Origin of the sequence: Novosphingobium sp. PhB55 (genome assembly GCF_004368805.1) — a bacterium.
In the GTDB taxonomy this organism is placed as follows: domain Bacteria; phylum Pseudomonadota; class Alphaproteobacteria; order Sphingomonadales; family Sphingomonadaceae; genus Novosphingobium.
In genome coordinates this window covers 387,824-412,595 of sequence record NZ_SODQ01000002.1, presented here as the reverse complement: position 1 = coordinate 412,595, position 24,772 = coordinate 387,824, and the positions used below count along the sequence as shown (strand labels likewise).

The window sequence follows — 24,772 nt, the reverse complement described above, 5'->3', positions numbered from 1 at the left end:
CGGGCCTCAACGCAACCATCGAGGCCGAATTCCGGGGCACGGCCTCGCGCCGCAATACCCATCGCGAGCCCTGTCATAACGCCGCTCATAAACCGCCGCTAAAGACTCCCTTGCCCCGGACAAAGCCATTCTGGTTGGCAATCCGGGGCCGGGAGTATCATCTGCCGCACCATGCAAGCGATTCCCGCCTCTATCGGCCGAGTCTATCTGGTCGGCGCCGGTCCCGGAGACCCCGATCTCCTGACCCTGCGCGCCGCGCGGCTGCTGATGAATGCCGCGCTCATCGTGCATGACGGGCTGGTCGATCCGGCCATCCTGGCGATGGCCAAGCCTTCCGCGCGGCTGGTCTCGGTCGCCAAGAGCCGCGCCCGCCACACCATGAAGCAGGAAGAGATCAACGCCCTGCTCGTGCGCGAAGCCCTCGCGGGCCATGACGTGGTGCGCCTCAAGGGCGGCGATCCCTTCGTGTTCGGCCGCGGCGGCGAAGAGGCGGAAGCCTGCCATGCCGCCGGCGTTCCCGTGGAGGTGGTGCCGGGCATTTCCTCCGCGCTGGGCGCTTCGGCCGCCGCGCAGATCCCGCTCACCCACCGCGACCACGCCTCGATCGTCACTTTCGTGGCAGGCCAGTGCAAGGGGCTGGCCGATCAGGACTGGTCGGGCCTTGCCGGCAAGGGCCGCACCCTGGTGATCTTCATGGGCATCGCCACATCCGCCCAGATCGCCGAGAAGCTCATGGCCGACGGCCTGGCGCCGGACGTGCCGGTGGCGGTGATCGAGAACGCCACGCGTTCGGCCATGCGCGTGCTGCGCGGGCCGCTCGCCGGACTTGCAGACCTTATCGCGGATGCGAAGGTGCAAAGTCCCGCGCTTATCGTTATCGGGCACGTCACCGCAGAACCCGACAACACCATTCGCGCCCTGGCGCTGGAGGCAACAAAGTGAAGATCCTGACGGGCAACGACCTGAAGACCGGAGCGGTCATCTGGTGGACCGGCGTGGGCTGGTCGCTCGACGTCAACGAATCCGCCGACGTGGGCGAGCATGGCGCCGCCCTGGTGGCGCGCGAGGAAGGCGCCCAGCACGCCGTCGCCGCCTATGTCGTCGATGGCGAGAAGACCGCTGAAGGCATCCGCCCCGCCCACATCAAGGAGCGCATCCGCGCCCTCGGGCCGACGGTGCGCCTCGACCTGACGCCGAAAGCCTCCGACCCCGCAGCCGCAGACTGGGTGATCTGATGTACAAGTACGACGAATACGACCAGCAGATGGTCGATACGCGCGTCGCGGAATTCCGTGACCAGGTGCGCCGCCGCCTTGCCGGCGACCTGACCGAGGACCAGTTCAAGCCGCTGCGCCTGCAGAACGGCCTCTACCTCCAGCTGCATGCCTACATGCTGCGCGTCGCGGTGCCTTACGGCACGCTGAACTCGGCGCAGATGACGCTGCTGGGCGACATCGCGGACAAGTACGACCGCGGCTACGGCCACTTCACCACGCGCCAGAACATCCAGTACAACTGGATCAAGCTGGAAGACACGCCCGACATCCTGGCCGAACTCGCCAAGGTGGAGATGCATGCCATCCAGACCAGCGGCAACTGCATCCGCAACATCAGCTCCGACCAGTTCGCCGGTGCCGCCGCGGACGAGATCGTCGATCCGCGTCCTTATGCGGAACTGCTGCGCCAGTGGTCCAGCTTCCACCCGGAATTCCTGGTGCTGCCGCGCAAGTTCAAGATCGCCGTCATCGCGTCCGAAACCGACCGCGCGGCGATGCGCCTGCACGACATCGGCATCAAGATGGTGAAGAATGACGCCGGCGAGATCGGCGCGCAGTTCTACGCCGGTGGCGGCATGGGCCGCACCCCGATGATCGCGCCCCTGATCCGCGACTTCGTGCCGCTGGACCAACTCATCACGTTCTCGGAAGCCTGCCTGCGCGTCTACAACCGCTACGGCCGCCGCGACAACAAGTACAAGGCGCGCATCAAGATCCTCGTCCACGAACTGGGCCGCGACGAATACGTCCGCCAGGTCGAGGAAGAGTTCGCGCACCTGCTGACCCAGCCGATCGAGCCGCCGCTGGCCGAGCTGGAGCGCATCAAGGCGCACTTCACCGCCCCGGCCTACGAAACCGGCGCGTCGGACGATCTGGAACTGACCGATCCCGACTTCCGCCTCTGGGTGGAGCGCAACACGCACGCCCACAAGCAGGCCGGCTACGTGATCGCCACCGTCAGCCTGAAGCCCGTCGGCGGCATCCCCGGTGACGCCACGGCCGACCAGATCCGCCTGATGGCGCAGCTGGCCAAGGACTACAGCTTCGACGAACTGCGCGTCACTCACGCCCAGAACATCGTCTTCCCGCACATTCGCAAGGCCGACCTCTACACCGTGTGGCAGGCGCTGGATGAAGCCGGGCTCGCCACTGCCAACCTCGACACCGTGGGCGACATCATCGCCTGCCCCGGCCTCGACTATTGCTCGCTGGCCAATGCCCGCTCGATCCCGGTCGCGCAGAAGATCTCCGAACGCTTCGGCAGCGCCCAGCGCCAGGCCGAAATCGGTGAGCTGAAGCTGAAGATCTCGGGCTGCATCAATGCCTGCGGTCACCACCATGCCGGCCACATCGGCATCCTCGGCGTCGACAAGAAGGGCCTGGAAAACTACCAGCTCCTGTTCGGCGGCAGCGAGGGCGCGGATACCTCGCTCGCGAAGATCATCGGCCCCGGCTTCACCGAGGACGGCGTCGTCGACGCCATCGAAAAGGCCACCGAAGTCTATCTCGCCAACAAGGAAGGCGAGGAGCGCTTCCTCGACACCTATCGCCGTATCGGCATGGATCCGTTCAAGGAGGCCATCTATGGTTGAGGTCCAGTTCCGTTTCCGTGACGACGAAACCGTCAACGACCCCGCCGTCACCGTGGATTCGTTCTCCGAACAGTCCAACGCCTCCGCCGTCCGCATCGAGCCGGGCGACGATGCGCGCGACCTGCTGCCTTACCTCGACCGGCTCTCGCTCGTCGAAGTGAGCTTCCCGGCCTGGACCGACGGCCGCGGCTATTCCTCGGCGCGCCTGCTTCGCGAAGCGGGCTACCAGGGCGAGATGCGGGCCGTGGGCGATCTGGTGATCGACATGCTGTCGCACCTCAAGCGCTGCGGCTTCGATGCCTTCGCGCCCGACAAGGCCCTCAACGAACAGGACGCCCGCAATGCGTTCGATCGCTGGGACAACGTCTACCAGGCCACCGTCGTCGACGGTCGCCCGGCGATCTGGGCGAAGCGCCACCCGGCGTAACCGTCCCTATAGGGAACCACCGATGCCCCACACCGAAGCTGCCCGTATTCGCGACCTGATTGACACCGGCCCTCGTTTCGACGAGGCCGATGCCGTTCGCCTCAACCGCCTCTTCCGCGGCACCGAAACCAGCGAGATGCTCGAAACGGTGCTCAAGGAACGCATGGTGGGCGATATCGCGATCGTGTCCAGCTTCGGTGCGGAATCGGCGGTGCTGCTGCATCTCGTCAGCCGCGTCGATCCCACGGTGCCGGTGCTGTTCCTCGAAACCGGCAAGCATTTCCCCGAGACCCTGGCCTATCGCGACCTGCTGATCGAGCGGCTGGGACTGAAGGACTTGCGCAACCTCGTCCCCGATGCCGAGGAACTGGCAAAGAAGGACGAAAACGGACTGCGCTGGTCCTACGATCCCGACGGCTGCTGCGAAATCCGCAAGGTGAAGCCGCTGGAAAAGGCCCTGCTCGGCTTCGACGCCTCGTTCAGCGGCCGCAAGGCGTTCCAGGCCTCCACCCGCGCCACCCTGCCCCGCTTCGAGGTGGACACCACCGATGCGCAGGGCCGCCTCAAGGTGAACCCGCTGATCGACTGGTCGCCCGAGCGGATCGCCGCCTATATCGCCGAACACGACTTGCCGGCCCATCCGCTGGTCGCCGAGGGCTATCCCTCGATCGGCTGCATGCCCTGCACCAGCAAGGTCGCCGCAGGCGAAGACCCGCGCTCGGGCCGCTGGCGCGGCTGGAACAAGACCGAATGCGGCATCCACGTCGCCACCCATTCGGACTACACGACCAAGAACGCACCCGAGTTCGATCCGGGGCTCTGAGCCAGGGTTCGCTTCGCGCAAGGGCTTGCCTGGAGCACTCCCCTGGCCGAAGCAAGCCCGTGCCCTGGGCCTTTCACCGGGACTCCGGCAGAGCCACAGCCACGCAACCCATTGCAACAAACAAGACCGGGAGTGCAATTATTGCACTCCCGGTCGGGGTTGGCATGGCGCCGGGGTCCACTAGATCGCACTTGCCCCCAAAATATTGCAGTGCAACATGACCGATCAGCAAAAAGCCCATACCCACCCCGCGCTCGTCATTCTCGCCTTGGCGATGGGTGCCTTCGCCATCGGCACGACCGAATTCGCCGCGATGAGCCTCGTGCCCTATTTCGCGCGCGATCTCGGCCTGACCGAGCCCGAGGCGGGCCATGCGATCAGCACCTATGCGCTGGGCGTCGTGGTCGGCGCGCCGATCATCGCCGTTCTGGCCGCGAAACTGCCCCGGCGGGCCTTGCTGATCGGCCTCATGGCGCTGTTCGCGGTGGGCAACGCGCTTTCGGCCATGGCGCCCACATATCCGCTGCTGCTGCTGTTCCGCTTCATCAGCGGGCTGCCGCACGGTGCCTACTTCGGCATCGCCGCGCTGGTGGCCGCCTCGATGGTGCCGGCAAACCGCCGCGCCCAGTCGGTGGCGCTGGTCATGTCCGGCCTGACGGTGGCGACGATCATCGGCGTGCCGCTGGCCAACTGGCTGGGCCAGGCCTTCGGCTGGCGCACCGGCTTCGCCATCGTCTCGGTGCTGGCCGTCATCACCATGGCGCTCGTCGCGCTTTTCGCCCCGCACCAGAAGGCGGCCGAAGGCGCCAGCCCGATGCGCGAACTGGGCGCGCTGCGCCGTCCGCAAGTGCTGCTGACCCTGCTGACCGGCGCCATCGGTTTCGGCGGCCTCTTCGCGGTCTACACCTACATCGCCTCGACCATGATCGAAGTGACCAAAGTATCCGAGCACCTCGTGCCGGTGGTCCTGGCCGTGTTCGGCGTGGGCATGACGGTGGGCAACCTGTTCTGGGCCTGGGCGGCCGACCGCTCGCTGAACAAGGCCGCGATCGGCGCGCTGCTGTTCAGCGCCTTCGCCCTTGCGCTGTTCCCGATGGCGGCGAGCAACGTCTGGACGCTGAGCGTGGTGGTGGTGATGATCGGTTTTGCCGGCGGCCTCGGCACGATCCTCCAGACCCGCCTGATGGACGTGGCGGGCGACGCACAGGCCCTGGCAGCTGCGGCGCACCACAGCGCCTTCAACATGGCCAATGCGCTTGGCCCCTGGCTCGGCGGCCTGGCCATTTCGGCAGGCTACGGCCTGACCTCGACCGGCTGGATCGGCATGGGCCTGTCTCTGGGCGGGCTGGCGATCTTCCTGGTGACCCTGACCCTGCACAAGCGCGAGCACGAAGGCGCCATGGCCGGGCAGCCTGTCCCGGCCTGCTGAGGCCTTCCGCGCACCGCATGAAGAAAGGCCCGCGAGTTCGTCACTCGCGGGCCTTTTCGTGTCCGGCTGGCAGGGGCGTCAGCCGATCATCATGAGGCTGGCATTGCCGCCCGCCGCGGTGGTGTTGATCGAGGTGGAGACTTCCTCCAGCAGCCAGACCAGGTTCGGCCCCGGCGTGCGGTGGACGGGCACGATCGGCCCGGGCAGCTCGGCCACGGCCTTGCAGGCCGCGCGAACCGCCTCGGCATCGCCTTCCACCAGACAGGCAGCGAAATGTGCGCCGGCAGCGGGAGCGAAACGGGCGGCCACGGCTTCGGGCAGTCCGGCCGGAAGCGCCATGCCCTCGACCGTCGCGGTATTGCCGGTGGCCAGCACGGCCGCCATTTGCCCGTAGAGCCCTTCCTGCGTCGCCGGGCGCAGCAGGATGCGGCCGCGCGGGTGAAGGGCATAGAGATTGATCTCGCCCACCGGGCCCGGCAGGCTCAGTTCCATGCCCAGCCCCGATCCGGCCGCCAGGCTGCGCGCCGCGGCCGCGGAAGCGGCATCGCCCTGCCCGGACAGCCAGGTCGCGAAAGCCTCTACAAGCGGCGCCGTCCTGGCGGGCGTATCCAGCACTTGCGGCGCCTGCCGCGCCAGTCGCCCGAGATAGAGCGGACCGCCCGCCTTCGGACCCGTGCCCGAGAGCCCGCGGCCGCCGAAAGGCTGCACGCCGACGATCGCGCCGATGGTGTTGCGATTGACGTAGAGATTGCCCGCGCGGATGGCCGAAGTCACTTGCTCCACCGTCGCGTCGAGGCGGGTGTGGAGGCCGAACGTCAACCCGTAGCCGGTGGCGTTGATCGCCTCTATCAGCGCGGACAGTTCGTCGCGCTTGAAGCGCAGGACATGCAGCACCGGCCCGAACACCTCGCGTTCGATCTGGTCGATCGTCGAGATCTCGATGATCGTGGGCGCCACGAAAGTGCCCGATGCGCACGTCGCGGGGATCGCCACTTGCTCGACCTTGCAGCCGCGCGCCTTCATGCGGGCGACGTGGCCGTCGATCATGCCCTTGGCCTCGGCCGTGATCACCGGCCCGATGTCGACTGCGAGTTCCTGCGTATTGCCGACCCGCAGCTCCGCCAGCGCGCCCTTGAGCATGACCAGCGTGCGGTCCGCCACTTCCTCCTGGAGGCAGAGCACCCGCAGCGCCGAACAGCGCTGTCCGGCCGAATCGAAGGCCGAGGCGATCACGTCGGCAACCACCTGCTCGGCCAGAGCCGAGGAATCGACGATCATCGCGTTCTGACCGCCGGTCTCGGCGATGAAGGGAACGGCATGGCCATGGGCCGAAACCCGTCCGGCCAGCTGCTTCTGGATCAGGCGCGCCACTTCGGTGGAGCCGGTGAACATCACTGCCGCCACTTGCGGCGCCGCCACCAGCGCCGCGCCCAGCTTGCCGTCGCCCGGCAGCAGTTGGAGCGCGTCCTTTGGCACGCCGGCCTCGTGCAGCAGGCGCACGGCTTCGGCAGCGATCAGCGGCGTTTCCTCGGCCGGCTTGGCCAACACCGGGTTGCCTGCCACCAGCGCCGCCGCGACTTGCCCTGCGAAGATCGCCAGCGGGAAGTTCCAGGGGCTGATGCAGACCACCGGCCCCAGCGGCACCTGATCGGCGCCGAACGTCTCGCGGGCCTGCTTCGCATAATAGCGCAGGAAGTCGATCGCTTCGCGCACTTCGGCGATGGCATTGGCGGCCGACTTGCCGGCCTCGCGGATGACGAGGCCCATGAGCAGGCCGATCCGGCCCTGCATGGCATCGGCGGCGGCCTCCAGCATGGCCGCGCGCTCGTCCACGGATACCTGGCTCCAACGGCTGATCGCGGCGCGAGCGACGGCGACGGAGGCGGCTTCCGGGGCCACTTCGATCACCCGGCCCACCACGTCCGCGTGATCGGCGGGGTTGAGCACGGCGCGCTCGCCGCCCTGGGCATTGGCGGGCATGGCGAACCATTCGCGCGCGGCGGAACGGCGCAGGTCTTGCGACAGCACGGCCAGCGCCGCCTCGTCGGCCATGTCGATGCCGTCCGAATTGCGGCGGCCGGGGTAGAGGTCGGCCGCCAGCGGGATCAGGTCGTGCCGCGCGCCCGGATCGGGCATGGCGCGCACGACGTCTACGGGATCGCCCACCATCTCTTCCACGGGCACGGCCGGATCGGCGATGCGGTTCACGAACGAGGAGTTCGCGCCGTTTTCCAGGAGACGGCGCACGAGATAGGCCAGCAGCGTCTCATGCGTGCCGACCGGCGCGTAGATGCGGCAGGGACGGTCGAGGTTGTTCCCGGATTCGCCGGCGCCGACGACTTGCGAATAGAGCGGCTCGCCCATGCCGTGGAGGCACTGGAACTCGTACTGGCCGATCGCGAAGTCCGGTCCGGCCAGATGGTAGATCGTGGCCAGCGTCTGCGCATTGTGAGTGGCGAACTGCGGGAACACCGCGTCCGGCGCGGCAAGCAGCTTCTTCGCGCAGGCGACATAGGACACGTCCGTGTGGACCTTGCGGGTGAACACCGGGAAATCGGCCAGCCCGTCCACTTGCGCGCGCTTGATCTCGGCGTCCCAATAGGCGCCCTTCACCAGGCGCACCATCATGCGGCGCCCGGCGCGGCGGCCCAGATCGATGATCCAGTCGAGCACGAAGGGGCAGCGCTTGCCATAGGCCTGGACCACGAAGCCCAGCCCGTCCCAGCCCTGGAGTTCGGGATCGAGGGCCAGCGCCTCCAGCAGGTCCAGCGAGAGTTCGAGGCGGTCCGCTTCCTCGGCATCGATGTTGAAGCCGATGTCGTAGCCGCGCGCGAGCACGGCCAGCGCCTTCACGCGCGGCAGCAGTTCGCTCATCACGCGCTCCGCCTGGGCACGGCTGTAGCGCGGGTGGAGCGCCGAGAGCTTGATCGAGATGCCCGGCCCCCGGTAGATGCCGCGCCCGGCGCTCGCCTTGCCGATGGCGTGGATGGCGTTCACATAATCGGTGTTGTAGCGGTTGGCATCGGCGGCGGTGGTGGCGGCTTCGCCCAGCATGTCGTAGCTGTAGCCGAAGCCTTTTTCCTCCAGCGCGCGCGCGCGCTTCACGGCTTCACCGATCGTTTCGCCGGTCACGAACTGCTCGCCCATTAGGCGCATCGCCAGATCGACGCCGCGGCGGATCACCGGCTCGCCTGCGCGGGCGACCAGCCGCGTCAGGGCCGAGCCGAGGCCCTTGTCGTCGACCGAGCCGACCAGCTTGCCCGTCACCACCAGCCCCCAGGTCGCGGCATTGACGAAGAGCGACTTGCCGCCGCCGAGGTGCTCGCTCCAGTCTCCGTCGGAGATCTTGTCGCGGATGAGCGCGTCGCGGGTGGCATTGTCGGGAATGCGCAGCAGCGCCTCGGCCAGGCACATGAGCGCCACGCCTTCCTGGCTGGACAGCGAATACTCCTGCACCAGACCCTCGACGCCGGTGCCCTTGTGATTGGCGCGCAAGGTGGACACCAGGTGGATGGCCGTCTCGCGAACTGCCTGGCGCTGCGCCTCGGGCAGCGTCGCCGCGTCCAGCAGCGGCGCCATGCAGGCGGCCTCGTCGCGGCGGAAAGCATCGGTGATCGCGCGGCGAAGCGGGGTCGGTTCGCTGACGGCGGGGGCGAAGGCGCCGAAGAGGGGCGTGCGGACGGGCGTGTGGGTCATGAATCGCCAATATCCCAAGGCTGCTTGGCAATCCGACTTTTCACAGGCACAGATTGGCTCATCTGAACTTATCTTTCGGGATTTTGCAGGCCAAACGGATGGCAAATCGCGTAAAACACGTCGATCTGGACGAACTCGATCGCAAGATCATCGCCGCCTTGCGCGCCGACGGCCGCATGAGCGTCACCGACCTTGCGCAGAACGTAGGGCTTTCCAAGACGCCTTGCCAGGTCCGCATGCGGCGGCTGATCGATTCGGGGGTGATCCGGGGCTTCCGCGCCGTGGTCGATCCGGCCAGCCTGGGCCTTGACCATGTCGCCTTCACCGAGGTCAAGCTGTCGGACACGCGCGAGCAGGCGCTGAAAGAGTTCAACGCCGCCGTCCGCCGCATTCCCGAAGTGGAGGAGTGCCACATGCTCGCCAGCCATTTCGACTACCTGCTGAAAGTCCGCACCACCGACATCCGCCGTTACCGCGAGGTTCTGGGCGAAAAACTGTCGAACCTGCCGCATGTTTCCAGCACGTCCACATATGTGGCCATGGAAACGGTGAAAGACGCCAGCAGCTAGCCCGGCCGATCGGGCCGGGCGGCATCCCTCACGGTACCCGCTCGCCCGTGACTTTCGCCGATCCGAACATGCCCATCTTGCACTTCCCGCCGAGGGTGTCTCCGCGCAGTTCCAGATCGTATTTGAGCGTGATCTTCATCGGTTTCTCCATTTTGAGATCGAACCGCAGGCGCCCGGCCTCGAACGTGCCGCCGCCGAAGTCCTGCCTGCCTTCCGGCGATGACAGGTAGCCGCTGACGGCGCTGCCCTCCACCTCGAAGTGCGCCACCATCGCCTGCGGCCCCATCGGCGTCTTGAGCACCATGTTCCAATCTCCCGCAGGCCCGCTCGCCGCGGCGGGCTGCTCATCGTTCGGCCCGGGGTCCGGTTCCGGTTCCGGCGCGATGGCGGCGGCAGGCGCCGGCTCGGCGCGCTCCGGCTCCGGCTTGTGCCGGCCCGATACGTCTCGCTGTTCGATCACGTCGAGAATGCGGCCCGGCGTCAGCGGCAGGACAAGGTCCTCGATCTCCCCGAACGGCGAAAGGGCATCGGCGATGGCGTTCACCAGCGTGGGCGGACCGATGATCGCGCCGCCCTCCCCCACGCCGCGCATGCCGCCGATGGTCTGCGACGGGGTATTGGCGTGGACGAATTCGAACACCGGCACGTCGGAAATCGACGGCAGGAGGTAGTCCTTGAACGTCGCCGCCTGCGGATTGCCCCGCGCGTCGTAAGGCATCTCCTCCAGCAGGACCATGCCGATGGCCTGTGCCAGCCCGCCGGAAATCTGCCCCTCGACCACGGCCGGGTTGATGACCGTCCCGCAATCCTCGGACGAGATCCAGCGCAGGATCGAGACGAAGCCGGTGTCCACATCCACTTCCACCACGGCAAGATGGGTGGCGCTGGTGAACGTCATCGGCGGCGGCTGATAACGGAACTGCATCTCCAGCCCGGTTTCCAGCCCCGGCGGCAGACGGTCGGGCTCGCCATAGGCGATGGCGGCAATCTCCGCGAGCGGCCGCGCCATTTCCGGCGCGCCCTCCACCCGGACCATGCCCGCGTCGAGCACCACGCTTTCGGCACTGGCATTGAGCAAGTGCGCGGCCACGGCACGCACTTTGTCCGCCAGCAGTTCCGAGCACCGGATCGCCGCCCCGCCCGCAATCACGCCCTGACGGCTTCCTGCCGCTCCGGGGCTGAAGCCACCGCGCGAGCTGTCACCCTCGAACACGGTCACATCCTCGTAGCGCACGCCCAGCCGGTCTGCGATGCACTGGGCCATCGTCGTGGCCGTGCCGTGGCCCTGCGAATGAGTGGACATCGTCGCGGTGACCTTGCCCGTCGGTTCGATCCGCACTTGCGCCAGCTCGCCGGTCATCGGCGCCATCGATCCCGCCGAGCCGGTCGGTTCGACATAGGACGCCAGGCCCACGCCCAGATAGCGGCCCTCCTGCCGCGCACGCGCCTGTTCGCGGCGGAACTGCGCCATGTCGAAGTGCTGGAGCAGCTTTTCCAGGCATTCGCCGGGCGTGATGTCCTGCAGCGGAATGCCCATGCTGGTCACGGCGGGCTGGTCGGCAAGGTAGACGAGATTGCGGCGGCGGATCTCCACCGGATCGATCCCCAGCTTGCGCGCCGCCTTGTCCAGCAGGGTCTCGCGGACCAGCGATTCCATCGCCCAGGGCCCGCGATAGGCGGCAAGGCCATTGGTGTTGGTGTACCATCCGCGCGAAACGAAGGCGTAGGCAGGCTGCTTGTAGGCCGCCCAGACGAACATGTGCACGGCGATATTGCTGTCCGCGCCTTGCGGGAAGGCACCGTTGTTGCAGTCGTAGATGCCGTGGGAACCGGTGAGCCGACCTTCCGCGTCGAACCCCGCCTGCAGGGTCATCTCCGCCTCGCGTGCCTGGTTGGATGCGGTGAGCGCCTCGTAGCGGTCCTCGATCCACTTGAGCGGCCGGCCCAGCAGCAGCGCCGCGACGATGACCGCGCTTTCCTCCTTCCATGGATGGTTCTTCAGCCCGAAGGCGCCGCCCACGTCCTTGGCGATGACCCGGATCGCGGTATCCGGCAGATCCAGCGCCAGGCTGACCCAGCGCGCCACGAGATGCGGGCTCTGGCAGGTAATCCAGAGCGTAAGTTCTTCCGGTCCGTCGCGCGCGGCGATCACCCCGCGCGTCTCCATGGGCGCCTGCGAGATGCGCTGGTGGACCACCTTGTGGCTGAGCCGCAGCGCCGATCCGGCGAGCTTGCGTTCCAGCTCCTCCTCGATGTCTTCGTCGCCGATTTCGGCCGCGACATTGCTGTCCATCCCGGCATGGATCGCCGCGGACGACCTGGCCTGCGCGATCGTGACGACGGGATCGTGCTCCTCGTACTCGACCTCGATCAGGGAGGCGGCGTCTTCCGCCATGGCGCGCGTCTCCGCGACGACCATGACCACCGGCTCGCCGACATAGGCCACCTGACCGTCCGCAAGCGGCGCAATCGCGATCTCCGCCTCGGTAAAGAAGAACGAGAGCATGCGGATCGGCCGCGCGGCGAGGTCCGCCGCGGTCAGCACGGCATGGACGCCGGGCATCTCGCGGGCGAATTCGCTTTGGATGGACAGGATGCGCCCGCGCGCCACGGGGCTGCGGGCGAAAGCGACATGGAGCATGCCGGGCAGGGTCACGTCGTCCACGAACTGCCCGCGCCCGGTCAGCAGGCGCGGATCTTCCTTGCGAAGCGCGCGTTTGCCGATCCAGCGCGTGGCACCGAGCACGCCGCCGGGCGCCTGCGCATTCATGCCGCCTGCCCCTTGCCGGCGGCGGGGCCGGTCGCCCCGTCTCCGCTCATGCGCTCGGCCCCGCGTCCGTACCTGCCCTCCGCCAGGGCCCGGGCAGCGCGCCGGATGCCCTGATAGCCCGTGCAGCGGCAGACATGGCCGGACATGGCGGCGATCATCGTCGCTTCGTCCGCGGGTTCCTCACCCGCCGTCAGCGCCGCGAAAGTCATCAGCACGCCCGGCGTGCAGAAGCCGCACTGCAGCCCGTGGGCCTCGCGCATGGCCTCCTGCGCCGGATGGAACGTGCCCTCCGGCGCGGCGAGGCCCTCCACGGTGGTCACGTCCGCTCCGTCCGCCTGGACCGCCAGCATCAGGCAGGCGCGCACGGCCAGACCGTCGACCAGGACCGTGCAGGCGCCGCAAACGCCATGCTCGCATCCCAGGTGCACCCCGGTGCAGCCCGCCTCCAGTCGCAGATGGTCTGCAAGGCTGGTGCGCGCCTCCACCCGGTCATGACGGCGGTGTCCATTGACGGTCCATGCGATGGCGTGTTCGCTCATGCGGCCTCCCTCAGGTCCAGAACTTCGCGCAGGCCCCGTGCGAAGATGCGGCGGCCGACAGTACGGCGGTATTCCGCACTGGCGTGGTGATCGTCGAAAGGCGCGCTCTCCGCCACGGCCAGTCCCGCCACGGCCTCGACGTCGAGATCGGCCAGGGCCGCGCCGAGCAGCGCCTCTTCGGCCCGGCGCATGCGGATCGGTGTCGGCCCCATGCCGAACCAGGCGAGCCCGGCCCGCGCCACCTTGCCGTCTTCCAGCACCAGCGCGCCGACCATGCCGACCAGCGCGAAGTCTCCGGGCCGCTGCGCCACTTCGCGAAACAGCACCAGATGACCCGCCGCCCAGTCGGGATAGACCACGGCCGTCAGCAGTTCGTCCGGCTCCAGCACCGTCATGTAAGGGCCGAGATAGAAGTCCGCCGCCGCGACGTGCCGCGTGCCCCTTGTCGAGATGATCTCCAGCGTGGCGCCCAGCGCGATCGCCGTCGCGGGCATTTCCGCCGCCGGCTCGCCGAGCGCGATCGATCCGCCCACCGTCCCGCGGTTGCGCGTCTGGTGGTGCCCGACATGGCCCAGAGCCGTGACCAACGCCGGGAGCCGCCGGGCGAGCGTTGCATCGGCCAGGGCCTCGGCCTGCCGCGTCATGGCGCCCACGCGAATCCCGCCCGCGACTTCGGAAACGCCGCGCAGCTCCGCGATGCCGCCAAGGTCGACGAGGATGAAAGGCTGGCTCATCCGCAAGTTCAGCAAGGGCATGAGCGTCTGCCCCCCTGCCAGCACCGTCGCTCCCCCGCCGGCCTCCGCCAGCACCCGGCAGGCCTCGGCAACGCTGGCCGGGCGGACATAGTCGAACGGCGCGGGCTTCATCGCGGCGCTCCCCGGCGCCCGGCCTCGAAGGCGGCGGCGGCCGTGACCACCAGCAGCACCGCCACGCCCAGGAACTCTGCGTGGAATCCTTTCACGCCCAGCATGAAACCTGCCACCAACGCCAGCACGAGCGCGGCCACCCAGCCCCAGACAGTTCCTCCCGGCACGGCACGCGCCCCGGGGACGAGCGGCGCGGAAAGCACCGGCGCCGTGGCAGTCGCCCCCTGCCCGGCGCCGGCCGCAAGCTCCCCCGCTGCAACCGGCGCCGGAGCGCCCCCCGTGACGACCTCCCCGAACCTGGTAAAAAACTTGCCGGCGAGATTCTTCGCCGTCGCATCGATGATCGGCCCGCCCAGCTGGGCCATGCGGCCGCCCACTTCCGCCTCGACTTCGTAAACGACCAACGTCACGCCATCTTCGCCGTCACTGAGCCGCACTTTCGCGCCGCCCCGCGCGCTTCCGGCAATGCCCCCGTTGCCCGAGCCGGTTATCGTGTAGCCATTGGGCGCATCGAGATCGGAGAGGTGCACCTGCCCCCGAAACCGCGCGCCGATGGGCCCGATCTTCACTTCCGCCACGGCAACGAAGCGATCGTCCCCCTCTCGCGCCAGGCTCTGGCAGCCCGGAATGCACTGGGCGAGAACCACGGGATCGTTGAGCGCTTCCCACACCTTCCGGCGCGGCGCCGCGACCCGCTGCTCGCCCGTCATCTGCATTCGCGCTCTCCCGCTTCCCTGCCCGGCCCGGTTTCCGGCTGGGGCAATGAAACGACGGGACGGCCCGCAATGCAAGAACTATGAGCGACACTGTATCTTATTCCCCGGAGCGATGAGTCGCGCAGGTGCTGGCCGGAGGGCGGGGCGGCGGTTACGACATCTGCGCAAGGCCGGCGAACGGCGAATGGGAGAGATCATGAACGCTACCGTCATCGTCACCGGAGCCGCCGGAGGCATGGGCCGCCCGGTCGCCGCCCGCTTCGCCGCGCAAGGCCGCCCCTTGCTGCTGAGCGACGTGAATGCCGAAAGGCTGGAGGCCGTGGCCGCCGAACTGCGCCGGGATGGCGTGCACGTCTCGACGCTGGCCGGGGACATCGCCGCGCCTGAATTCCCGCAGCGCCTGCTCGATACCCTGGGCGAAGCGCCGCTCTTCGCGCTGGTCCATACGGCCGGTCTCTCGCCGACGATGGCCGAGGCGCCGCGCATTCTGGAAGTGAACTATTTCGCCACCGAGCGCCTCGTGGCCGCGCTCCTGCCGCGATTCGAGGAGGGCGGATGCGCGGTGCTGATCTCCTCGATGTCGGCCTATCTCATCCCCGATCCGGCGATGGTCGCGGCCGTGCAGGACCTCGTCGCGGGCAAGGGGCGGGAGGATGTCGACCGTTTCTCCACCAATCCTGGCATGGGCTATACGCTGTCCAAGCGCGGGGTGATCGGGCTGGTCGGGCGGGAAGCGGCGGCCTTCGGGGAGCGCGGCCTGCGCATCGCCTCCATTGCACCGGGCTTCATCGACACCGAAATGAGCCGCGCCGAAGCCAAGGCGAGCGAGCAGATGGTGCGGATGATGGGCATGACGCCGCTCGGGCGGCAGGGACTGGGCGACGAAATCGCCTCCGTGGCGGAGTTCCTCTGCTCGCCGGCCGCATCCTATATCAGCGGCTGCGACATCAAGGTGGATGGGGGGATACTGGGCCGCCTGGGCCTGTGATCCCCTGAGACGGTGACCCTCTGAGACGGCGACCGCCTCAGACGATGACGCTACGGGCGGGAAGCGCTGAAATGCGCTGGCCCGCCCGTTCGTGACGCCAAGTTCCGCCAGCGCCTGCGCAAACGGCACCTCTGTAAAATCCCGTACTCTCCCAGAGAGGCCGGAATTCCTGCCGGAAACCGTGCCCTTGCGCCCTAGCTCTCGCACTCCATGACCGTCGCGATGCGGAACGAGGCCCGGTCGAACAGATTGCGCTCATCCGCGACGATCTCGTCGGGCATGAGGTTCTGCGTAATATAGGCCAAGGTCTTGCGGAACACCGCTTCGTCCTCGAACCAGAGTTCGGTGATGACGTCCGGCCCATCGGTGAAATCGCCGGTTTCCGGATGCGGCTGGGGATCGACATAGCGCCGGATGTAGCGACTGACGCCCCGCGAATAGCGCTCCGCGAGGGGCGCATGGCGCGTTTCGTAGTAGTCGCGGAACTGCTGCGGCGTCAGGTCGGCGCGCCGTTTCATGAACAGCAGGATCTTGTGGAATTGCCGGTCCATCGCGGGCCTCCTTCTCGTCCAGGCCGAGAGCTAGCACGCGGTCTCCCCGGCGACACCGGGAGCCGGGTCGCCGGGGCGATGAGCGGGCGGGCGCCGCCCGCCCGGATTCACTCCGCTTCGCGCACAACGCCCGCGCTGGCGTCGTTCGCCGGGGCATGGATGGCGGGCGCCACCGGAACCTGCGCCGCGCCCTGCACGAGATTGGCCAGCGACGCACCGTCAAGGCCAAGCTCCTTCATCAGCCCGTCGATCACCGGGGCCTGCGCACGGTACGCAAGCGCGGCACTGACCGCGTCGTTGGCCAGGTTGCCCGATCCGCCGACCGAAGCCGACGAAGCCGACGAAGCCGATGAACCGCCCTTCTGTGTCAGACCGTCGACCTGCACGATCTTGATCGAATCGATCGCCTCCAGCGGCCGCACGGATTCGCGCACGACTTCCGGCAGAACCTTGAGCAGGGCGAGCTTCATCTGCAGCGAGATCTGGTCGGACGAGAGCAGGTTCGCCGCTTCGTTGACCGCGCGCTGACCCGCCGCTTCCACTTCGAAACGCACGCGCGCGGCTTCGGCGCGGAGCTTCTCGGCCTCGGCCTCGCCCTCGGCGGCAAGGCGGAAGGCCTCGGCGCGGTTGGCGGCGGCTTCGCGTTCGGCTTCGGCTTCCACCTTGACCGAGATCGCCTGCCGCTCGGCTTCCTTGCTGGCCTCGATCAGTTCGATGCGCTTGGCGCGCTCGGCGATCTCGGTCTCACGGCTGGTGATGCCCTGTTCCTCGGCGGCGACCGCCTTGGCGCGGGCCTCGTCGGCGTCAGCCTTGGCCTGGCTTTCCTCCCGGCTCTTGTTCTGGATGGCGATCTGCTGCCCCTGGCGCGCCAGTTCGACGGCCTGGGCCTGCGCGATCTTGGCCTGCTGGATGGTGCGATCCGATTCGATCTGCTGCGAATCGACCTGCTGCTTGGCGATGATCCGCGCTTCCTCGGCCTCGCGCCCCCGCAAGGCCTGCTCGCGCGCGACTTCGGCCGCCTGCTCGGCCCGGCGCATCTCGATCTCGCGCTCCTGCTCCAGCTTGGCGAATTCGTTGTCGCGCTGGATCGAGAGCGACTGGCGCTCCGCTTCCAGGTTCTTGGTTTCGATCTGGACGCGGGTGTCCTGCTCGATGTCGTTCCGCGCTTTCTTGCGCAGTTCGATCTGCTCGGTCAGCTTGGTGAGACCCTCGGCATCGAAGGCGTTGTTGGCATTGAAGTGCTCGATCGAGGTCTGGTCCAGCCCGGTCAGCGACACCGATTCCAGCTCAAGCCCGTTCATCGCGAGATCGGACGAGGAAACCTGCTGCACCTTCTGCACGAAGTCCGCGCGCTGTTCGTGAAGCTGGTTCATCGTCATGCCCGCCGCGACCGAGCGCAGCGCATCGACGAACTTGCCTTCGACCAGTTCCTTCAGCGCTTCGGGATGCATGGTGCGGGCGCCCAGGGTCTGCGCCGCCATGGCGATGGCACCGGCATCGGGGCGGACGCGCACGTAGAATTCGGCCTTCACGTCGATGCGCAGGCGGTCCAGCGTGATGAGCGCATCCTGGTTCTTGCGCTCCACCGCCAGGCGCACGGTGTTCATGTTGACGGGCATGGTCTCGTGGAAGACCGGCAGGACCAGCGCGCCGCCGTTCATGACCACGCGCTCGCCGCCGAAGCCCGTGCGCACGAAGCCGATTTCCTTGGACGCGCGCTTGTAGAGCCGCGCGAGCATCAGGCCCAGCGCCAGGAACAGGACGAGGGCGATGCCGGCTAGAATTCCGATGCCGACGAGGTCTTGCATGTCTTCGATACTCCCCCTGGCGTCGCCCGGCCAAAGCCCGGGACCACGCAATCAAATAGACAGGAAAGCTAGCAGAACAGGCGCGGATCGCCCAGAAAAACCGGCCTGACGCGCCGTGCTTTCAAAGCGTTAACCGCAGTTGTCACGCCCTGACGCGCGGCCCTTTTCAGTCCAGGCGCGGCAGGTAATGGTCGCCGCGCGCAATGGCCTTGAACAAGTCGCCCTCGCGCCGCACCAGCAGCACCTTTTCGCCTTGCACGAAGCGCTGGTCGTGCAGATCCGGCTCCACCATGACATTATGCGCCTGGCCGTAGTGATCGAACACGCGCCCGCGCGCCGGGCTTCCGGCCAGCGCGGTCCCGACCAGGATTTCCGCTTCCCGCCCGACCAGCGCCGACACGTCGATCGCGCTCGTCTCGTCCTGCGGGATGATCCGGCCGAGCCCCCGCGACAGCGCGCCAGTGATCGGCAGCGAAACGAGGGCCACGGCGGGCGCGACGAGCCACGCGTTCCAGGTGCTCCCGGTCAGCGAGAGCAGCAGCTCCTGCGCGGAAATGCCGATCAGGCCGAACACGGTGAGCAGCAGCATGAGCCACATCAGGAACGGCACCCGGCCGAGACCGAGCACCGACAGCAGCCCTGCATCGACGCCGCCATGCCCGTGGAGGGTCCCATGGACGCCCGCATGAACATCGGCATGGACATCGAGGTGGGTATCGCCGCCGAGGAAATCGCCGAGACCGACGATCTGGAGCAGGGCGAACATCAGCATCAGGGCCAGGGCGACCGAAAACGGCAGGCTCCCCGCCCTCGTCAGCAGCTCAACCATCGTCGCTCGCGTCGATATACTTGGTCTCGAGGAAACGGCCGCGCGTCGCCAGCGCATCCAGGTCTCCGCGCGAGAGGTCCAGGCTCATTGCCTCGATCTGGCCGGCGATGACGTTGAGCCCTTCTACCAGCTGCTGCGAAGGCGTGCTGCCGGCATGGGTCTTGTTGCGCAGCTCGGCGGGAATGCGGGTATAGCTGTCCACCAGCGAAGGCAGGTGTTCCGACAGCAGCTTGCGCACTTCATGCGCGGCGGGGCCGTTGTCCTGCAAGGTGGCAAGCTGCGGCGCCAGCTGTTCGAGGCGCACGCCGATCATGTCCACGGCATCGACCGCAGCATTGGGCAAGGCGCGGCGGCGGGTTTCCAGCCAGAGTTCCGCCGATCCGGCCAGCTCGGGCAGTGTCGCGCTGCCCAGTTCCTCGGCGCGGAGCTTGGGCGTGGCGGGATAGATCGAGAGCACCAGAAACACCGCGAAGGCCAGCAGCGTCGTCAGCACCGTGGTGGTGAAAGACAGCCCGCCGAGGATCAGCCCGGCGGTCAGGGCCACGATGAAGATGCCGAACAGCGCCAGGAAAGCACGGCGAATGCGGCGCCAGCGAAAGCTCCAGCGCTCCTTGCGGGCATTGTAGAGCCGCGCCGCGCGCTGGCGGCGTGCGGCACGGATCACTTCCTGGTTCACGGCATTGCGACTGCGGGGCGTGACGGAATTGGCCATGGCTGTCAGTCGAGCGCCTCGAGCATGGCCTTCGTCGTCTTGTCGCTGCCCAGCGCCGTGCCTTCGGCCTGGCCTTGCGCGCGGGCGATATAGGCCTTGGACTTGGTGACCTCACCCTCCAGCGACTGCACGGTCTGCTTCATGGAATCGAGCGCCTGCATCTTGAAGGTGTCGATCGAATCCATCGTGTCGTAGATGTTCTGGAAGGCGCGGCTGAGCGTCTCCAGCGGGATCGTGGCGTTCGCCGCCTGCTCGTGGATGCGGGCGGTGTTGTCCTTCAGCATTTGGCCGGTGCCGTCGATGATCCGCGCGGTCGTGGTGTTGAGCGCGGTGATCTGGTCCAGCACCAGCTTCTGGTTGGCCATCGCCTGCGCCACCGTGACGGCCGTGCGCAGCGCGCCGACGGTGGTGGTGGAAGCGCGGTCGACGCCCTTGATCAGCTCGACATTGTTCTTCTTCACCAGATCGAGCGCGAGGTAGCCCTGCACCGAGACCGCCATCTGCGTCAGCAGGTCCTGCGTGCGCTGGCGCACGTAGAACAGCGCGCTCTCGCGCACGGCCTTGGCCTTGGCGGGGTCGGTATGGTCGAGATCGGCGGCCTTCTGCTCCAGCGTCTCGTCCAGCGCCTTCGACATGAAGATCATCTGTTCGAGCTTGCCCATCGCCGCCCAGAGGTTTTGGCGCTCCACGTCGATGGAGGCGTTGTCCATCAGCAGCTCGTCCTTGCCGCCCTGCAGGCGGGCGAGGATCGCGCCGATGTGGCCCTGCGCGCTCTGGTAGCCGTCGAAATAGTTGCGCAGCTTGTTGCCCATCGGGATGATCCCGAAGATCTTCCGGCGCGAGAGCAGGTCGCCCTTGGTGGAGGGGTCGAGGTCTTCCACGGTGCGGCGCAGTTCGGCAAGGTCGGCGCCGACACCGGCGTCCTTGTCCATGGCGCGCACCGGGCGGTCGAGGAAGCGGTTGGACTGGCCCGAAGCCTCGGAAATCTCCTTGCGGCCCATGCTGGTGATCTGGTCGACACGGCGGCCGAATTCGGGCGAGTTCACGTCCTGCGACACGAGATCGGCCACGAACTCGTCCACCCGGACCTGCAGCTTGGACTTCTGCTCATCGCCCACGGGCACGAGACCGGCCGCCTTCTCGGGCTGGACCACGGGCACCGGATCGGGAGGCGTCAGCTTCAGCTCACCCCCAACTGCCTGATCGGTCGTCGTCGCCATGAAAGAAAATCCCCGTCCTTCAAGAAATGTGTCCTGGCCAACGAATCTAGGATTGCCGGCGAATACTGCAAGCAAAACAGGAAGGCGTCGCTTTACGGTTCGACGAGCGGGGTGGCCCCTTCGTCGGTCTCCGCGCCGTCCGGCATCACCAGCATCGTATCGTCCCGCGCCACGAAGCAGAGCCTGAGCCCCGCCGCCCGCGCCCGGCGGACGGCCAGATCCGTGGGGGCGGAGATCGCCACCAGCAGCGGACAACCGGCGCGCGCCGTCTTCTCCACCAGTTCGTAGGAGCAGCGCGAGGTGACGATAATGAAGCCCTGTGCCGGATCGACCCCTGCACGCGCGAGCGCGCCCACCAGCTTGTCGAGCGCATTGTGGCGGCCCACGTCCTCGCGCAGCGCGATGACCTTGCCCGCCTCGTCGCAGAAGGCGGCCGCATGGGTGGCGTGGGTTTCGCGCCCCAGCACCTGGCCGGCGCGCAGGGCGTCGAGCCCGCGCCGGATCGCCGGGGGCCCCGCCTGGCTGCGGGTCAGCAGCGGCAGGGGCCGCAGGGCCGCTTCCACACCCTCGATGCCGCAGATGCCGCAGGAGCTGTCTCCCACGCGGCGCCGCGCCCGCTCGACGATCAGGCCCAGCCGTTCCGGCGGCAGGTTCACGCGGGCGACGTAGCCGGCGCCCCAGTCCCCGTTCTCCACCGCGTGAACGGCCACCTCGCCCACTTCATCGGCGGCGGCCAACCCTTCGGCCATGAGGAAACCGGTCACGAAATCCTCGATCTGCAGCGGGGTCGCCATCATCACTGCGTAAGCGATGCCGTTGGTCTCTATCGCTACCGGCGCTTCCACGGGGATCGCGAAGGCCTCCTCCGCGGGGTTTTCCGCGGCCATCCGCGCGCCATAGGCACTGCGCCGGACCCTGATCGTCTCTGCACCGTTCATGCGCGTTTTCTAGCCGGGCGGCCGGCCGCGGTCATCCCCCCTGCCGGATTGGAACGGGTCAAATCTCCGCCTTGATCTGTCCGAAGGCCAGCAGCGCGAAAAGGCCGGTGCCGCCGATCACATTGCCCAGCAGCGTGGGCGCCAGATGCAAGGTGAAAGCGTCCAGGATCGGCAGCTCGCCGTGAAGCACCAGCAGGAACATCTCGGTCGATCCCGCCACGACATGCGCGAAGCCGCCAGCCGAGATCAGCCAGGCGAACAGCGCGACCACGAAGATCTCGAAGCCCTTGGAACTGGGCAGCATCCACACGAATGCCGCGATGAAGAAGCCCGCTGGTACGCCGTCCAGCAGGGCGGTCCAACCCTGTGCCTCGGCCGCCTTGCGGGAGACGTCGAGCATGCCCGCCACGGTGGGATGGGCGGGATCGGCGAAGATGTCGACCAGCAGCGCGGTCAGGAACGTGCCCAGGAGATTGGCCGCCAGCACGATCGCCCAGAGCCGCCCGGTGCGCCAGAGGCGCTCCAGGTTCGGGCTGGCGAGCAGCGGCAGTACCGCCGTCAGGGTGTTCTCGGTGAAAAGCTGGAGGCGCGAGAGCACCACCAGCACGAAGCCCATGGCATAGCCGAAAGCGGCGATCAGCTCGCGCTGGGGGTGGTCCGCATAAGCGTTGTGCAGCAGGCCCTGCGCGAAGACAGAGGTGGAAATGCCGATCCCGGCGGCGATCCCCGAGAACCACAGCGACATCGCCGGGCGGTGCAGTTCCTCTTCGCCCTCACGGCGGATCACCGAGAAGACGGTGATTGCGGAAAGCCGCAAGTTGTCCTTGATCTGGCCGCGCTCGTGGCCGGTCAGGCCGGATTCGTCCTGCTCTATGTCGCGGTCGGTTTCCTGCCGCTCGGGATCGTCGTGCGAGAGGTCGCGCTCGTCGTCGGAGCCGGACTGGGCCGGGTCGGACTTGGGGGCGGTTTCGGCGGCATTGTCCATGCCGTCAGAACCGCCCCCGGAACGCATGGTTCCTTATACCCCGATGCGGCGGAGGCTTACCCCGCGGCGCAGAAGCGGGTCAGACGTAGTCCTCGGTATCGATGCTGGGCTTGATCGTGTCCGGGTAGCGATGGCCGGCGATGGTCTGCTGGTTCATCAGCTCGCCCGCCTTTTCCAGAACGGCGGCGTCGATCTGCAAGCCGGCGGCGGCATGGTTCTGGTCGAAGTGCGGGATCGAGCGGGTGCCTGGAATCGCATGGACATGCGCGCCCTGCGCCAGCACCCAGGCGAGCGCGAGCTGCGCCGGGGTTGCCTGGACCGAAGCGGCCAGAGCGTTGAACTCCGCGATCAGCGCCAGGTTGTGCGTCCAGTTGTCGCCCATGAAGCGCGGGAAATTGCGGCGCAGATCCTTTTCTGTAAGCGTGTTCACATCGGTCAGCTCACCGCCCAGTGCCCCGCGCGCGACCGGCGAGAAGGCGACGAGCGCGATCCCGAGTTCGCGCGTGGCGTCCATCACGCCGAGTTCCACATTACGGGTCCAGAGCGAATATTCGGTCTGCACCGCCGCCACCGGATGCACCGCATGCGCCTCGCGGATATGCGCGGCGGACCATTCGGACACGCCATAGGCGCCGATCTTGCCCGCCTCGATCGCGCGCACCATGGCGCCCACCGAGTCGGCAATCGGCACCTTCGGGTCGAAGCGGTGCATGTAGAACAAGTCGATATGATCGGTGCCCAGCCGCTTCAGGCTGGCGTCGAGCGAGGCGGTGATGCTGTCCGGCGCGCAGTCGATCCCGCGGCGGGCGCCATCGATCAGGATGCCGGTCTTGGAGGCCAGCAGGAACTCGTCCCGGCGGTCCATGATGGCTTCGCCGAGGATCTCCTCGCTCAGCCCCATGCCGTAGATGTTGGCAGTGTCGAAGTGATCGCAGCCCGCATCCAAAGCGTGGCGGAACAACGCGACCGCCTCCTCGCGAGACGGCGGATTGCCGTAGGCCCAGGCCACATTCATGCAGCCGAGACCGACGGAGTGGACCGGACGGCCCGCGAGGAGGCGTTTCATCATTAGGACCAGCCGTCCTGCGCTTCGAGGCTCTGGGCCAGTTCGCCGATCACGCGGTAGCAATCGAGCACCTTGCCGACCGACGAGTTGGGCTCACGCCCTTCGCGGATGGCAGCCACGAATTCGCGGTCCTGCAGCTCGATGCCGTTGTTCGACACAGTGACGCCGGTGAGGTCGATCGGCTCTTCACGGCCGTTCACCAGATCGTCGTAACGCGCGATGTAGGTCTCGCTGTCGCCGATGTAGCGGAAGAACGTGCCGAGCGGGCCATTGTTGTTGAACGAGAGCGAGAGCGTGCAGATCGCGCCGGTTTCCGCCTTCAGCTGGATCGACATGTCCATGGCGATGCCCAGTTCGGGGTGCTTCGGGCCCTGCAGCGCGTTGGCGGCGACGATCTTGCCCGACTGGTAGGCGAACAGGTCGATCGTGTGCGCGGCGTGGTGCCATAGCAGGTGGTCCGTCCACGAGCGCGGCTGGCCCTTGGCGTTCATGTTCTTGCGGCGGAAGAAGTAGGTCTGCACGTCCATCTGCTGGACGTTGAACTCACCCGCGGTGATCTTGCCATGCACGTACTGGTGCGAAGGATTGAAGCGGCGGGTGTGGCCGACCATGCAGACCAGCCCGGTTTCCTGCTGCTTGGCGACAACCGCCTCGGCATCGGCCCAGGTGTCCGACAGCGGAATTTCGACCTGCACGTGCTTGCCGGCGTTCATGCAGGCGATGGCCTGTTCGGCATGCATCTGCGTGGGAGTGCAGAGGATCACGGCATCGACGTCCGGCATGGCGAGCACTTCGGCCAGATCGGTGCCGGAGTGCGGCGCGCCGTACTTGGCGGCCACTTCGGCAGCCTGCTCGGCCGAGCGGCTGATGACCGAGGCGATCTCTACGCCGTCGATGTTCTTGAGGCCGTCGAGGTGCTTTTCACCGAAAGCGCCGGCGCCTACGAGGGCAATACGCATGGGAATCTCCTT

General features: G+C 67.5%; 22 protein-coding genes. 8 read left to right on the top strand and 14 right to left on the bottom strand.

What is annotated here, in order from left to right; genetic code table 11:
* The first annotated feature begins 171 nt into the window (after positions 1-171).
* From cobA to EDF57_RS06200, 6 genes are all read left to right on the top strand, one after another.
* Positions 172-942 carry a uroporphyrinogen-III C-methyltransferase gene (cobA, locus tag EDF57_RS06225; protein ID WP_134093495.1) on the top strand — a complete coding sequence of 257 codons (771 nt, stop codon included), beginning with the start codon at positions 172-174 and terminating at the stop codon, positions 940-942.
* Positions 939-1,235: a DUF2849 domain-containing protein gene (locus EDF57_RS06220; RefSeq protein ID WP_132267362.1), complete on the top strand. Its 297-nt coding sequence runs from the start codon at positions 939-941 to the stop codon at positions 1,233-1,235. Before cobA ends, EDF57_RS06220 begins: the two co-directional genes overlap by 4 nt.
* Positions 1,235-2,869, top strand: coding sequence for a nitrite/sulfite reductase (locus EDF57_RS06215; protein WP_134093494.1), 1,635 nt, complete (start codon positions 1,235-1,237; stop codon positions 2,867-2,869). The genes EDF57_RS06220 and EDF57_RS06215 overlap by 1 nt, the downstream gene beginning before the upstream one ends.
* Positions 2,862-3,296 (top strand): DUF934 domain-containing protein, encoded by a 435-nt coding sequence (locus tag EDF57_RS06210; RefSeq protein WP_132267366.1) that lies wholly within the window; start codon positions 2,862-2,864, stop codon positions 3,294-3,296. Before EDF57_RS06215 ends, EDF57_RS06210 begins: the two co-directional genes overlap by 8 nt.
* A gap of 22 nt (positions 3,297-3,318) precedes the next feature.
* Positions 3,319-4,119, top strand: a complete 801-nt coding sequence (locus tag EDF57_RS06205; protein ID WP_134093493.1) for a phosphoadenylyl-sulfate reductase — start codon at positions 3,319-3,321, stop codon at positions 4,117-4,119.
* A gap of 217 nt (positions 4,120-4,336) precedes the next feature.
* A complete protein-coding gene (locus EDF57_RS06200; protein WP_132267370.1) occupies positions 4,337-5,548 on the top strand; it encodes an MFS transporter in 1,212 nt (403 codons plus the stop codon).
* Between the two features lie 78 nt (positions 5,549-5,626).
* On the opposite strand, the gene putA is transcribed toward EDF57_RS06200, so the two are convergent.
* Entirely contained in the window at positions 5,627-9,244 is a 3,618-nt protein-coding gene (gene putA / locus EDF57_RS06195; protein WP_134093492.1) for a trifunctional transcriptional regulator/proline dehydrogenase/L-glutamate gamma-semialdehyde dehydrogenase, read from the bottom strand.
* Between the two features lie 98 nt (positions 9,245-9,342).
* Here putA and EDF57_RS06190 point away from each other — a divergent pair, with 98 nt between their 5' ends.
* Positions 9,343-9,813: an Lrp/AsnC family transcriptional regulator gene (locus tag EDF57_RS06190; protein ID WP_132267373.1), complete on the top strand. Its 471-nt coding sequence runs from the start codon at positions 9,343-9,345 to the stop codon at positions 9,811-9,813.
* 28 nt (positions 9,814-9,841) lie between these two features.
* On the opposite strand, the gene EDF57_RS06185 is transcribed toward EDF57_RS06190, so the two are convergent.
* From EDF57_RS06185 to EDF57_RS06170, 4 genes are read right to left on the bottom strand one after another with little or no spacing between them, the layout of a single operon-like run.
* Positions 9,842-12,583, bottom strand: coding sequence for a xanthine dehydrogenase family protein molybdopterin-binding subunit (locus EDF57_RS06185; RefSeq protein WP_134093491.1), 2,742 nt, complete (start codon positions 12,581-12,583; stop codon positions 9,842-9,844).
* Positions 12,580-13,122, bottom strand: coding sequence for a (2Fe-2S)-binding protein (locus tag EDF57_RS06180; RefSeq protein WP_134093490.1), 543 nt, complete (start codon positions 13,120-13,122; stop codon positions 12,580-12,582). The genes EDF57_RS06185 and EDF57_RS06180 overlap by 4 nt, the downstream gene beginning before the upstream one ends.
* Positions 13,119-13,988 (bottom strand): xanthine dehydrogenase family protein subunit M, encoded by an 870-nt coding sequence (locus EDF57_RS06175; protein WP_134093489.1) that lies wholly within the window; start codon positions 13,986-13,988, stop codon positions 13,119-13,121. Before EDF57_RS06175 ends, EDF57_RS06180 begins: the two co-directional genes overlap by 4 nt.
* A complete protein-coding gene (locus EDF57_RS06170) occupies positions 13,985-14,704 on the bottom strand; it encodes a carbon monoxide dehydrogenase subunit G (protein WP_134093488.1) in 720 nt (239 codons plus the stop codon). The genes EDF57_RS06175 and EDF57_RS06170 overlap by 4 nt, the downstream gene beginning before the upstream one ends.
* Before the next feature lie 196 nt (positions 14,705-14,900).
* On the opposite strand from EDF57_RS06170, the gene EDF57_RS06165 reads away from it, so the two are divergent.
* Complete coding sequence (locus tag EDF57_RS06165) at positions 14,901-15,692, top strand: SDR family oxidoreductase (protein WP_166675188.1); 792 nt, start codon at positions 14,901-14,903, stop codon at positions 15,690-15,692.
* A 194-nt stretch (positions 15,693-15,886) separates the two neighbouring features.
* Here the strand turns inward: EDF57_RS06165 and EDF57_RS06160 are convergent, their stop codons facing one another.
* The 9 genes from EDF57_RS06160 to EDF57_RS06120 all read right to left on the bottom strand — a co-directional run bounded on the left by EDF57_RS06160 (position 15,887) and on the right by EDF57_RS06120 (position 24,760).
* Positions 15,887-16,243, bottom strand: coding sequence for an EthD domain-containing protein (locus EDF57_RS06160; RefSeq protein WP_132267383.1), 357 nt, complete (start codon positions 16,241-16,243; stop codon positions 15,887-15,889).
* Between the two features lie 107 nt (positions 16,244-16,350).
* Positions 16,351-18,051: a flotillin domain-containing protein gene (locus EDF57_RS06155; protein ID WP_134093486.1), complete on the bottom strand. Its 1,701-nt coding sequence runs from the start codon at positions 18,049-18,051 to the stop codon at positions 16,351-16,353.
* Positions 18,052-18,217: 166 nt separating this feature from the next.
* Positions 18,218-18,880 carry a YqiJ family protein gene (locus EDF57_RS06150; RefSeq protein WP_134093485.1) on the bottom strand — a complete coding sequence of 221 codons (663 nt, stop codon included), beginning with the start codon at positions 18,878-18,880 and terminating at the stop codon, positions 18,218-18,220.
* On the bottom strand, positions 18,873-19,592 hold the full coding sequence (locus EDF57_RS06145) for a hypothetical protein (RefSeq protein WP_134093484.1): 720 nt from the start codon (positions 19,590-19,592) through the stop codon (positions 18,873-18,875). Before EDF57_RS06145 ends, EDF57_RS06150 begins: the two co-directional genes overlap by 8 nt.
* 5 nt (positions 19,593-19,597) lie before the next feature.
* Positions 19,598-20,812 carry a toxic anion resistance protein gene (locus EDF57_RS06140; RefSeq protein WP_134093483.1) on the bottom strand — a complete coding sequence of 405 codons (1,215 nt, stop codon included), beginning with the start codon at positions 20,810-20,812 and terminating at the stop codon, positions 19,598-19,600.
* A gap of 92 nt (positions 20,813-20,904) precedes the next feature.
* Entirely contained in the window at positions 20,905-21,699 is a 795-nt protein-coding gene (fdhD, locus tag EDF57_RS06135) for a formate dehydrogenase accessory sulfurtransferase FdhD (protein ID WP_134093729.1), read from the bottom strand.
* A gap of 109 nt (positions 21,700-21,808) precedes the next feature.
* Positions 21,809-22,762, bottom strand: a complete 954-nt coding sequence (locus EDF57_RS06130) for a formate/nitrite transporter family protein (protein WP_243840907.1) — start codon at positions 22,760-22,762, stop codon at positions 21,809-21,811.
* Positions 22,763-22,814: 52 nt separating this feature from the next.
* On the bottom strand, positions 22,815-23,804 hold the full coding sequence (locus EDF57_RS06125) for an aldo/keto reductase (RefSeq protein WP_134093482.1): 990 nt from the start codon (positions 23,802-23,804) through the stop codon (positions 22,815-22,817).
* Positions 23,804-24,760 (bottom strand): Gfo/Idh/MocA family oxidoreductase, encoded by a 957-nt coding sequence (locus tag EDF57_RS06120; RefSeq protein WP_134093481.1) that lies wholly within the window; start codon positions 24,758-24,760, stop codon positions 23,804-23,806. The genes EDF57_RS06125 and EDF57_RS06120 overlap by 1 nt, the downstream gene beginning before the upstream one ends.
* Positions 24,761-24,772 lie beyond the last annotated feature (12 nt).

Coding starts and splice junctions, on each gene's coding strand:
- cobA (WP_134093495.1), top strand. CDS start 172: ATGCAAGCGATTCCCGCCTCTATCGGCCGAGTCTATCTGGTCGGCGCC.
- EDF57_RS06215 (WP_134093494.1), top strand. CDS start 1,235: ATGTACAAGTACGACGAATACGACCAGCAGATGGTCGATACGCGCGTC.
- EDF57_RS06210 (WP_132267366.1), top strand. CDS start 2,862: ATGGTTGAGGTCCAGTTCCGTTTCCGTGACGACGAAACCGTCAACGAC.
- EDF57_RS06205 (WP_134093493.1), top strand. CDS start 3,319: ATGCCCCACACCGAAGCTGCCCGTATTCGCGACCTGATTGACACCGGC.
- EDF57_RS06200 (WP_132267370.1), top strand. CDS start 4,337: ATGACCGATCAGCAAAAAGCCCATACCCACCCCGCGCTCGTCATTCTC.
- putA (WP_134093492.1), bottom strand. CDS start 9,244: ATGACCCACACGCCCGTCCGCACGCCCCTCTTCGGCGCCTTCGCCCCC.
- EDF57_RS06190 (WP_132267373.1), top strand. CDS start 9,343: ATGGCAAATCGCGTAAAACACGTCGATCTGGACGAACTCGATCGCAAG.
- EDF57_RS06185 (WP_134093491.1), bottom strand. CDS start 12,583: ATGAATGCGCAGGCGCCCGGCGGCGTGCTCGGTGCCACGCGCTGGATC.
- EDF57_RS06180 (WP_134093490.1), bottom strand. CDS start 13,122: ATGAGCGAACACGCCATCGCATGGACCGTCAATGGACACCGCCGTCAT.
- EDF57_RS06175 (WP_134093489.1), bottom strand. CDS start 13,988: ATGAAGCCCGCGCCGTTCGACTATGTCCGCCCGGCCAGCGTTGCCGAG.
- EDF57_RS06170 (WP_134093488.1), bottom strand. CDS start 14,704: ATGCAGATGACGGGCGAGCAGCGGGTCGCGGCGCCGCGCCGGAAGGTG.
- EDF57_RS06165 (WP_166675188.1), top strand. CDS start 14,901: ATGAACGCTACCGTCATCGTCACCGGAGCCGCCGGAGGCATGGGCCGC.
- EDF57_RS06160 (WP_132267383.1), bottom strand. CDS start 16,243: ATGGACCGGCAATTCCACAAGATCCTGCTGTTCATGAAACGGCGCGCC.
- EDF57_RS06155 (WP_134093486.1), bottom strand. CDS start 18,051: ATGCAAGACCTCGTCGGCATCGGAATTCTAGCCGGCATCGCCCTCGTC.
- EDF57_RS06150 (WP_134093485.1), bottom strand. CDS start 18,880: ATGGTTGAGCTGCTGACGAGGGCGGGGAGCCTGCCGTTTTCGGTCGCC.
- EDF57_RS06145 (WP_134093484.1), bottom strand. CDS start 19,592: ATGGCCAATTCCGTCACGCCCCGCAGTCGCAATGCCGTGAACCAGGAA.
- EDF57_RS06140 (WP_134093483.1), bottom strand. CDS start 20,812: ATGGCGACGACGACCGATCAGGCAGTTGGGGGTGAGCTGAAGCTGACG.
- fdhD (WP_134093729.1), bottom strand. CDS start 21,699: ATGGCCGCGGAAAACCCCGCGGAGGAGGCCTTCGCGATCCCCGTGGAA.
- EDF57_RS06130 (WP_243840907.1), bottom strand. CDS start 22,762: ATGCGTTCCGGGGGCGGTTCTGACGGCATGGACAATGCCGCCGAAACC.
- EDF57_RS06125 (WP_134093482.1), bottom strand. CDS start 23,804: ATGATGAAACGCCTCCTCGCGGGCCGTCCGGTCCACTCCGTCGGTCTC.
- EDF57_RS06120 (WP_134093481.1), bottom strand. CDS start 24,760: ATGCGTATTGCCCTCGTAGGCGCCGGCGCTTTCGGTGAAAAGCACCTC.